This window comes from Microbacterium sp. GXF7504 (genome assembly GCF_054798235.1).
In genome coordinates this window covers 279,807-289,286 of the sequence record NZ_JBSJZI010000005.1, presented here as the reverse complement: position 1 = coordinate 289,286, position 9,480 = coordinate 279,807, and the positions used below count along the sequence as shown (strand labels likewise).

General features: G+C 71.3%; 9 protein-coding genes and 1 pseudogene. 7 read left to right on the top strand and 3 right to left on the bottom strand.

Annotated features, from left to right (window positions below; translation table 11 throughout):
* The 6 genes and pseudogenes from ACWAUO_RS13840 to ACWAUO_RS13815 form a co-directional block, all read left to right on the top strand.
* A pseudogene (locus tag ACWAUO_RS13840) lies at positions 1-171 on the top strand (L-ribulose-5-phosphate 4-epimerase); the annotation flags it as partial.
* A 170-nt stretch (positions 172-341) separates the two neighbouring features.
* Positions 342-2,483 (top strand): alpha-galactosidase, encoded by a 2,142-nt coding sequence (locus tag ACWAUO_RS13835; protein WP_460776228.1) that lies wholly within the window; start codon positions 342-344, stop codon positions 2,481-2,483.
* 22 nt (positions 2,484-2,505) lie between these two features.
* Positions 2,506-3,828, top strand: a complete 1,323-nt coding sequence (locus ACWAUO_RS13830; RefSeq protein ID WP_460776226.1) for an ABC transporter substrate-binding protein — start codon at positions 2,506-2,508, stop codon at positions 3,826-3,828.
* 55 nt (positions 3,829-3,883) lie between these two features.
* On the top strand, positions 3,884-4,819 hold the full coding sequence (locus ACWAUO_RS13825) for a carbohydrate ABC transporter permease (protein WP_460776225.1): 936 nt from the start codon (positions 3,884-3,886) through the stop codon (positions 4,817-4,819).
* Positions 4,816-5,661, top strand: coding sequence for a carbohydrate ABC transporter permease (locus tag ACWAUO_RS13820; RefSeq protein ID WP_460776224.1), 846 nt, complete (start codon positions 4,816-4,818; stop codon positions 5,659-5,661). The genes ACWAUO_RS13825 and ACWAUO_RS13820 overlap by 4 nt, the downstream gene beginning before the upstream one ends.
* On the top strand, positions 5,658-6,701 hold the full coding sequence (locus ACWAUO_RS13815; RefSeq protein WP_460776222.1) for a LacI family DNA-binding transcriptional regulator: 1,044 nt from the start codon (positions 5,658-5,660) through the stop codon (positions 6,699-6,701). Before ACWAUO_RS13820 ends, ACWAUO_RS13815 begins: the two co-directional genes overlap by 4 nt.
* 75 nt (positions 6,702-6,776) lie before the next feature.
* Here the strand turns inward: ACWAUO_RS13815 and ACWAUO_RS13810 are convergent, their stop codons facing one another.
* Genes ACWAUO_RS13810 through ACWAUO_RS13800 form a run of 3 tightly spaced genes read right to left on the bottom strand, consistent with a single transcriptional unit; the run spans position 6,777 to position 8,373 of the window.
* Positions 6,777-7,064 (bottom strand): DUF6510 family protein, encoded by a 288-nt coding sequence (locus ACWAUO_RS13810; RefSeq protein ID WP_460776220.1) that lies wholly within the window; start codon positions 7,062-7,064, stop codon positions 6,777-6,779.
* The gene (locus ACWAUO_RS13805) at positions 7,064-7,783 is read right to left on the bottom strand and encodes a ferredoxin reductase (protein WP_460776219.1); all 720 of its coding nucleotides are present in this window, start codon (positions 7,781-7,783) and stop codon (positions 7,064-7,066) included. The genes ACWAUO_RS13810 and ACWAUO_RS13805 overlap by 1 nt, the downstream gene beginning before the upstream one ends.
* Complete coding sequence (locus tag ACWAUO_RS13800) at positions 7,780-8,373, bottom strand: sulfite oxidase-like oxidoreductase (RefSeq protein WP_460776218.1); 594 nt, start codon at positions 8,371-8,373, stop codon at positions 7,780-7,782. The genes ACWAUO_RS13805 and ACWAUO_RS13800 overlap by 4 nt, the downstream gene beginning before the upstream one ends.
* A gap of 203 nt (positions 8,374-8,576) precedes the next feature.
* Between ACWAUO_RS13800 and ACWAUO_RS13795 the strand changes: the two genes are divergently transcribed.
* Positions 8,577-9,434 (top strand): HpcH/HpaI aldolase/citrate lyase family protein, encoded by an 858-nt coding sequence (locus tag ACWAUO_RS13795; RefSeq protein ID WP_460776216.1) that lies wholly within the window; start codon positions 8,577-8,579, stop codon positions 9,432-9,434.
* Positions 9,435-9,480 lie beyond the last annotated feature (46 nt).

Here is a 9,480-nt window from a genome sequence, read left to right as displayed (position 1 = left end):
CGGGACGCGAAGGATGCGGTGAAGGCCGCGGTCATGCTCGAGGACGTGGCCCGCACGGTGCACATCGCGAAGCAGGGCGGCGAGCTCATCCCGATCCCGCAGGAGTCCATCGACCGGCTCTACGACCGGTACCAGAACGTCTACGGACAGAGCTCCGACACCCGGCGCTGATCCCGAGACCACACCTTCCCGCCGAGACCACATCCAGTTGGGTGTGGTCTCGGCGTTTGCAGGTGGTCTCAGCGGCGGTCATGCGACTGGTATCGCTATCAGGGAGATTTTGAAAGCGGTACCAGATGCGTTAGCGTCGTCCGCTGAGACCGCTATCAACGGAGATCGAGATGACTGACGACGCAGCCGCCGCCACCGCCGCACCCCAGCGATTCACCTGGGGGACCGACGCCGTCCAGCTCGAGTTCGTCCACGCCGCGGACGCCCCGGTCGCCCTGGCCGCGGTGGAGTCCGCGGGCCGCCGCGACGCCCTCTACACCGTCCCGTTCATCGAGGTCCTCACGGTCGGCGGCGGGAGCCGTCCGGCCTCGTACCGACTCGCCCACACCGAGACCGGCACCCACTTCCGCTACGACGGCCACACCACCCGGACGGATGCGGACGGCGAAGTGCTCGCCATCCGCCAGCGCGGCGACGGGCTCACCGCGACCGCGGAACTGCGCACCGTCCCGGGCGTCGCGGCCGTGCGCGCCACCGTCACCGTGGAGAACAGCGGCGAGCGTCCCGTCGTGCTGCGCTCGGTCGCCTCGTGGTGCGCCGGATTCACCGCCGCCGACACCGGCGACGACGTGCTCGCGGGCTGGGAGCGGGTGCGCGGGCGCAGCGACTGGCTCGGCGAGGGCCGCTGGGAGCGCACGCCGCTGCGCGGCCCCGAGTTCGTGCCGCTGGCCGAGCACCTCACCGGCCACAACCCCCGCGGCGCGTTCGTCGCGACCTCCGACGGCACGTGGTCGACCGGCGACGAACTGCCCACGGCCGCGCTCGTGCACCCCGACGGCCGCGCCCTCGCGTGGCAGATCGAGCACAACGGTCCCTGGCGCTGGGAGATCGGCGAGGACACCCGCGGCGGCTACGTCGCGCTCTCCGGCCCGACCGACACCGATTCGTCGTGGACGAAGGTGCTCCAGCCCGGTGAGACGTTCACGACGGTGCCCGCGACGGTCGTCTTCGGCAGCGGATTCGAGGATGCGGTGGCCGCCCTCACCGCGTACCGCCGCGCCGCACGGCGCCCGCACCCGGACAACGCCGCGATGCCCGTGGTCTTCAACGACTACATGAACACGCTCGACGGCGACCCGACCACGGAGAAGCTCCTGCCGCTCATCGCGGCGGCGGCCGACGTCGGATGCGAGGTCTTCTGCATCGACGCCGGCTGGTACGACGAGACCGGCGACTGGTGGGACTCGGTCGGGGAGTGGCAGCCCTCGACCACCCGCTTCCCCGGCGGGCTCGGGGAGGTCATCGACGCCATCCGCGACGCCGGCATGGTGCCCGGGCTCTGGCTCGAACCCGAGGTCGTCGGGGTGCGCAGCCCCCTCGCCGACCGGCTCCCCGCCGAAGCGTTCCTGCAGCGGCACGGCCAGCGGATCGTCGAGCATTCCCGCTACCACCTCGACCTGCGCCACCCGGCCGCGATCGCGCACCTCGACGCGGTCGTCGACCGGCTCGTGGCCGAGTTCGGCGTCGGCTTCTTCAAATTCGACTACAACATCGATCCGGGCCCCGGCACCGACCTCGACGCCGACAGCGTGGGGGACGGCCTGCTGCAGCACAACCGGGCGCACCTGGCGTGGCTTGACGCGCTGCTCGACCGGCACCCGGAGCTCGTGATCGAGAACTGCGGGTCGGGCGCGCAGCGGATGGACTTCGCGATGCTCTCCCGACTGGCCATGCAGTCGACGTCGGACCAGCAGGACTTCACGAAGTACCCGCCGATCGCCGCCGCGGCCCCGCTGTCGATGCTGCCCGAGCAGGCCGCGAGCTGGGCGTACCCGCAGCCCGAGATGGATGCCGAGCGCATCGCGTTCTGCCTCGTCACGGGGCTGCTGGGCCGGTTCTACGTGTCGGGCTACCTCAACCTGATGACCGCCGAGCAGCGGCGCATGGTCGCCGACGCGATCGAGGTCGCGAAGTCGCTGCGCACCCACATCGCCTCCGCCGCGCCGTTCTGGCCCGCGGGGCTGCCCGAGTGGGATGCCGAATGGGTCTCCCTCGGACTCGGCACGGACGAGGCCGACGTGGTGTCGGTCTGGCGCCGCGGCGCGTCCGACTCGATCCGGCTCGAGCTGCCCCACCTCGTCGGCCGCGACGTCCGCGTCGAGACCGTCTTCCCGACCACCCTCCCCGAATGGCGCACCGACTGGGACGCCGCCTCGGGGACCCTGACCGTGCACGCGACCGACCCCCGACCGGCCGCGCGCACCCTCCGCCTGACGGGCGCCCCCGTCCGCCAGGCATCACCGATCGCATGATCACTTCCAGAAGGAGCATTCGATGAAGAAGCGGTTCCGCGCAGCGGGCCTCGTCGCAACTGCGGCCACGGCTGCCATCGTCCTCGCGGGGTGCACCAACCCCGGCGCCGAGGACACCTCATCCGGCCCGGTCGAGTGGCCCGCACAGGACACCGACCTGAGCGGCGTGTCCCTCACCATCTGGGCCGCGCAGAGCTCGGCCTCGATCCCGGAGTCGGTCGTCGCCGGCTTCGAGGAGCTCACCGGTGCCGAGATCGACGTCGTGTCGATCCCGGACCCCTACGAGCAGGGCGTGCAGACGAAGGTCGCCTCCGGCGACAAGCCCGACCTGGCGTTCTGGCAGCCCACCGCCTCCATGCTCGCGGCGATCAACGCGCCGACCAACCTCCAGGTGCTCGACGACGCGCCGTTCCTCGGCGACTACCTGCCCGGCCTGGCCGACATGGCCGGCATCCTCGACGACACCCGGTACGCGGCGCTCATCTCGACGCCGACCGTGCAGGGCGTCTACTACAACACGGAGGTCTTCGCCGAGCACGGCGTCGAGATCCCGACCGACTGGGACGAGTTCCTGCAGGTCGCGCGCGACCTGAAGGCCGACGGCGTCACGCCGCTGTTCGACTTCGCCGGCGGCGGCAGCTCCTGGGCCACCCAGTGGTTCGTGCAGGTCCAGCTCGCCGAGGCGGCGCAGGACGGGCTCTGGGAGCGCGTGAACGCCAACGAGGAGACCTTCACCGACCCGACCATCCAGGGCGCCATCGACCAGTACGCGGCCGCGATCGAGGAGGGCCTGTTCAACGCGGACATCAAGACCGCCACGTTCGAGGACCAGGGCGCCGCGCTGCTGTCCGGCGAGGCGGCCATGGCCGTGCAGATCCCGGCGCTGTTCACGCAGCTGCAAAGCCTCGCCGACACCGAGGAGCTGAACGAGAAGATCGGCTTCTTCCCGATCTCCGCCGAGGGGAACGTCGGCACCTTCACGCCCGAGCAGGGCAACGCCCTGGTGGCGTTCAAGACCGGTGACGCCCAGCGCGAGGCGGCCGCCCGCCAGCTCCTCGTGTACTGGCTCGGCGACGGCTACGCGGACTTCGTGGCGTCGCAGGGCACGACCTCGGTGCTCGCCGACGTCGACAGCCCCGACACCGTGCCGGACGCACTCCTCTCGGTCAACGAGGCGCTCACCGACGCGGTCGGGGGCATGCAGGCGCTCGCCATCGCCAACCCCGACCTGTTCATCAACCTCGGTGACATGGTCCAGGGCACCAAGACCCCCGAGGAAGTCGCCCAGGCCACCCAGGACCAGTTCGCGCAGCTGGCCAAGGCCATGGGAGCCAAGGGCTTCTGATCCATCGCGGGGGCGCCGGACCCGACCGGCGCCCCCGCCCCGAAAGGCACACACCATGACTAGGCCCATCGTCCCCACCCGCGCCTCGCGCCGGCGGGCCTTCGCCGGTCCCGGCGTCAGCGCCCGCGCGCGGCACGACCATCCCCTGTGGTTCCTGATCCCGGCGCTGGTCGTGCTGGTGATCTTCTTCCTCGTCCCCACGGTCTTCAACTTCGTCTACGCGTTCACCGACTGGTCCGGGTTCAAGGCGTCGATCGGCTTCGTCGGGATCGACAACTTCGTCACGCTCTTCCAGAGCGGCGACCTGCTCGGCCGCCTGGGCATCACCGTGCTGTACGCGGCGATGGTGGCGGTGTTCCAGAACCTCTTCGGGCTCGCGCTGGCCCTGCTGCTGGAGCGCGACACGCGCGTCAACCGCATCCTGCGCGTCGCCTTCTTCGTGCCCGTGATCATGTCCGCGCTGGCGGTCGGGTACGTCTTCCAGGCGATCCTCGAACCCGACGGGGCGCTCAACGGCATCATCGGCTTCTTCGTCGGGCACGAGGTCGAGATCGCCTGGCTCGGCAGCACGACCTGGACCCTCGTGGTGGTCGCGCTCGTCCACTCGTGGAAGTGGATGGGCCTGTCGATGCTCATCTACCTCGCCGGACTCAAGACGATCAACGGCGACGTGCTCGAGGCGGCCCGTCTCGACGGCGCCGGCTGGTGGACGACGCTCCGCCGCATCCGGTTCCCGCTGCTCGCGCCGGCAGTGACCTTCAACGTGGCCACCTCGCTGCTCGGGTCCATGAACGGCTTCGACATCGTCCAGGCCACCACCGGCGGCGGCCCCGGCGGCGCCACCGAGATCATCAACATCTTCATCTACCGCACGTTCGGGCAGGGCCTGTTCGCCCAGGCCACCACGATGAGCCTCATCCTGTTCCTCGCCGTGGCGATCCTCGCGTTCCCCGTCATCCGGTTCCTGCGCAAGCGAGAGGACATCCTGTGAGCGCCACCGTCGCCCCCTCCCGGTTCCGGATGCGGAGCCTCATCCAGCCCGTCGTCGCCACCCTCATCGCGGTCGCACTGCTGGGTGTGCCGTTCTGGATCATGATCGTCACCGCCGGCAAGACCCAGGCGGAGGCCTTCAACCCGGACATGTCGCTGCCGGGCGAGTGGCGACTGTGGGAGAACTTCGCCACCGTCTTCACCGACGGCAAGATGCTCGCCGCGCTCGGCGGCAGCGCCCTCGTGCTCATCCCGTCCGTGCTGGGCGTGCTGGTGCTCGGGTCGATGGCCGCCTGGATCCTCGGCCGCCGCAGTTCGCGCGCGCTGGCCGTCGTGTACGCGATCGCGATCAGCGGCATCATCCTGCCTCCCGCGGTCATCACGATCGTGCTGCTGCTGCGGCAGATCGGGCTGGCCGGCACCGCCGTCGGGCTCATCGGCGTCTACATGGGCATGTACCTGTCGACGGTCATCTTCTTCGTCACCGGGTTCGTCCGCACCATCCCGGTCGAGCTCGAGGAGGCGGCCCGCGTCGACGGCGCCTCGCCCGTGCGCGTGTTCGTGAAGATCATCCTGCCGATGCTCATGCCGGTGCTCTCGACCGCCACGATCCTCATCTGCCTGTACATCTGGAACGACGTCTTCTACGCGTTCTTCGTCGTCGGCGGCCGACTCGACACGCTGACGCTGAACCTGTTCCAGGTGGCGAGCGCGGGCCTCTACCTTCAGAATTGGCATCTGATCTTCGCCTACATCATCCTCATGAGCCTGCCGCTGCTGATCATCTTCATGGTCGCCCAGCGCAAGATCATCTCGGGGATCACGAGCGGCGCCGTGAAGTGAGCCCGACCCGAGGAGTGAGAGCCCTGCCGAACGGAACCCGACCCCCCACCATCGCGGACGTCGCCGCGCGGGCGGGCGTCTCCGTGCCGACGGTCTCCCGCGTCCTCAACGACGCCCCCCACGTGCGCCCGGAGAAGCGGGCGCTCGTGGAGGCGGCGATCGCCGAACTCAACTTCCGGCCGAGCGCGGCCGCGCGCGTGCTCGCCTCCCGCCGGCCCCGCGTGGTGGCGGTCATCGCCGGTGACACCTCCCGGTACGGCTACGCGGAGACGATCCGCGGCGTGGAGGAGGCCGCGCGGGCCGAGGGCCACACCGTGATGATCACGGTCGTCGAGTCGGCCGATGCGCACGAGGTGGACCAGGCCATCGCGGCCACGCTCTCGCAGCCGCTCGCCGGCGTGGTCGTGCTGAAGTTCGACGCGCAGGGCGTGGCCGCGCTGCAGCGGATCCCCGCCGACCTCCCGCTGGTGGCCCTCTCGGGCGTCCGGGACACCTCGCTGCCGCAGGCGGTGCTCGACGACGCCAGGGCGGCCGAGGAGCTCACCGACCACCTCCTGGGGCTCGGCCACCGCACCGTGCACCACGTCCGCATCCCGCCGTCCCGCCGTGAGGACGGCCGCACGACCGGCTGGCGGCGGGCGCTCAAGCGTGCCGGCGCCCCCGTCCCGACACCGCTCGACGCGACCTGGGAGCCGCGCAGCGGTCGCGAGATCGGCCGGGCGCTCGCGGCGGACCGCTCCGTCACCGCGGTGCTCTGCGGCAACGACGAGATCGCCATGGGGCTCATGCGCGGGCTCGCCGACGCGGGACTGCACGTGCCCGGCGACGTGTCGGTCGTCGGATTCGACGACCATCCCCTCTCCGAACTCTGGACGCCCGCCATCACCACCGTGCGGCAGGACTTCCACGGCATGGGCCGCCGCGGGTTCGAACTCCTCCGTCGGGTGATCGACGGGGAGCAGGGCCGGTTGTTCTCCTCGGAACGGCCCGAGGTCGTCGTCCGCGACAGCGCGGCCCCGCCGCATCCGGACCGCGGCTGACCCCGAGACCACACCTTCCCGCCGAGACCACATCCAACTGGGTGTGGTCTCGGCGGTTGCATGTGGTCTCGGCGGCTAGGGCGCGGTGCGGATGCTGCAGGGGCCGGCGATCCGGACGGTGACCGCGTCGCCGTCGCGGAGGATCGTCCACAGTGTCCGCGTGCACGCGCGGCAGCGCACGATGTCGGCGACCGCATCGGCCTCCACGACCCAGGCGCCCAGCGGCGCGGTCGCCCCGCATCCGCCGCACTCGACCACGAGCGTGCTGGGATCCTGTTCGCGCAGCACCCCGAGCACCCCGGCGATCGCGTTGCCGTCCACGACGTGGGCCGCGTGCGGCCGGCCCGACGAACCCGTTCCCATCACGCACCTCCGAATCGCTCGGTCCGCACCCGCGCCGGGTCGTGCCCGGCCGCCACGAGCGCGTTCGCGACGGCCTCGACGAACGCCGTCGGCCCGCACACGTAGACGAGGGGCCGGCGCTCCGGCGGCCACACCGCATCCGCGACCCGGGCGGGGGTGAGGCGTCCCACCGGGCCGTCCCAGCCGTCCGGCCCCTGCCGCGTGTAGACCCACTCGACCGTCACCGAGCGCCGGCCGAGGTCCTCGACCTCATCGCGGTACATCGCGTCGGCGGGGGAGCGCACCGAGTACAGCAGCCGGAGCGGGGCGTCGGGCGTGCGGTCGTGCGCACGCGCCATGGCGAGCAGCGGCACGATGCCCGAGCCGCCCGCGATCAGCTGCACCGGCGAGGGGTCGGCCGCATCCCAGACGAAGTACGCGCCGAGCGGACCCTTCACCTCGAACATGTCGCCGGGCTCGGCGACGCGCACCAGGTACGGCGACACCTCGCCGTCGGGCACCTCGTCGACGGCCAGTTCGACCCGCGTGCCCGGCCCCCACGAGGCGATCGAGTACGACCGTTCGGCCTGGTAGCCGTCCTCCGCGGTGAGCCGCACGTCGAGGTGCTGCCCGGGCTCGTTGCCGGGCCACTCGGGCACCTCGAGGGTGAGCACGCGGGCGTGGCCGGTCGTCGCCTCGACCTCGGCGATGCGGGCCGGCAACCAGCCGGAGGTCCTCACCAGTACCGCTCCTCCGTCCACGGGTCGCCGTGCATGTGGTAGCCGTTCTGCTCCCAGAACCCGGGGTCGTCGTCCTCGTGCATGACGATCCCGCGCACCCATTTCGCGCTCTTCCAGAAGTACAGGTGCGGCACGAGCAGCCGTGCGGGACCACCGTGCTCCGGCTCGAGCGGCTCCCCCTCGAACTCGAACGCGACCCATGCCTTGCCGCCGAGCAGGTCGTCGAGCGGCACGTTCGTCGTGTACCCGCCGTACGAGTGCGCCATGGCGTACCCCGCCGAGGTCTCCACGCCCTCGAAGAGGGTGTCGAGCGAGACGCCGCGCCAGGTGGTGCCGAGTTTCGACCACCGCGTGACGCAGTGGATGTCGGTCTCGACCGTCTCGATCGGAAGGCCCATGAACTCGTCCCACGTCCACGACGTGAGTGCGCCGTCCTCCGTGCGGATCGCGAACGACCACTCCGAGGTCGGCACGTGCGGCGTGGGGCCCGCCGACAGCACCGGGAAGTCGTCCGTCAGGTACTGCCCCGGCGGGATGCGGGGATCCGACTCCTGACGACGCGAACCGAAACCACGGGTGAACAGAGCCATGGGCGCCTGCCTTCGAGATCGATGGTGCGATCGGCGATGGGTGACCAGAGCGTACCGCTCACGGCGTCCGGGCGCACCGGGTCCGCCGCATCCGATACCAACCATGGGGCCACCTGCGGCGCGGACGCGGGTACGTTGGATAGCTGCGCCGCACGCCGGCCGCCGACGACCGCCCCTCACGTCGAGAGAGAAGACCCGCCCCGATGACCCTGCCCTCGTCCGCCCGTCCCGTCCCCTCCGAGGGGATCCCCGCCGAGATCTCGCGCTCCTGGCTGCTCGTCTCCGGGCGCCGGCCGGAGGAGTTCGACGCCGCGGCGGCGTCACGCGCGGACCAGGTGGTGCTCGACATCGAGGACGCCGTCGACCCCACGCACAAGCCCGCGGCCCGCGACGACGTCTCCGACTGGCTCGCGCACAAGGGCAGCGCCTGGGTGCGCATCAACGACCGCACCAGCGACTTCTGGAGCGACGACGTCGACCAGCTGAAGGGGCTGCCGGGCCTGCGCGGCGTCATGCTCGCGAAGACCGAGTCCGCCGCCGACGTCACCGAGACCTTCGACCGTCTGGGCGGTTCCACCCCCGTGCTCGCCCTCATCGAGTCCGCGCTCGGCATCGAGGAGGCAGTGTCGATCGCCCGCGCCCGCGGCGCCTTCCGGCTCGCCTTCGGCAGTGGCGACTACCGCCGTGACACCGGCACGAGCGCCGACGACCTGGCCATGGCGTACCCGCGCTCGCGGCTCGTCGTCGCGTCCCGCATCGGCGACCTGCCCGGCCCCATCGACGGCCCGACCGTGAGCGCGTCGCATCCGATCCTCCGCGAGCAGTCCGAGGTCGCGGTCGCGCTGGGCCTCACCGGCAAGCTCTGCCTCGAGCGCGAGCAGCTGTCGGTGATCAACGAGGCGATCTCGCCGACGCAGTCCGACGTGACCTGGGCCCGCGACTTCCTCGACGACTTCGAGGCGCGCGGTCGCGTCATCCGAGACGGCAGCGACCTGCCCCGTCTCGGCCGGGCGCAGAAGATCGACCGGCTCGCCCGGGCGTTCGGCATCCAGCCCATCTGACCCGCCCGCCCGCGCGGTCATGCCCCGCGAGCCACCCCCTTTTCAG

Coding starts and splice junctions, on each gene's coding strand:
- ACWAUO_RS13810 (WP_460776220.1), bottom strand. CDS start 7,064: ATGGGAACGGGTTCGTCGGGCCGGCCGCACGCGGCCCACGTCGTGGAC.
- ACWAUO_RS13835 (WP_460776228.1), top strand. CDS start 342: ATGACTGACGACGCAGCCGCCGCCACCGCCGCACCCCAGCGATTCACC.
- ACWAUO_RS13800 (WP_460776218.1), bottom strand. CDS start 8,373: ATGGCTCTGTTCACCCGTGGTTTCGGTTCGCGTCGTCAGGAGTCGGAT.
- ACWAUO_RS13795 (WP_460776216.1), top strand. CDS start 8,577: ATGACCCTGCCCTCGTCCGCCCGTCCCGTCCCCTCCGAGGGGATCCCC.
- ACWAUO_RS13825 (WP_460776225.1), top strand. CDS start 3,884: ATGACTAGGCCCATCGTCCCCACCCGCGCCTCGCGCCGGCGGGCCTTC.
- ACWAUO_RS13830 (WP_460776226.1), top strand. CDS start 2,506: ATGAAGAAGCGGTTCCGCGCAGCGGGCCTCGTCGCAACTGCGGCCACG.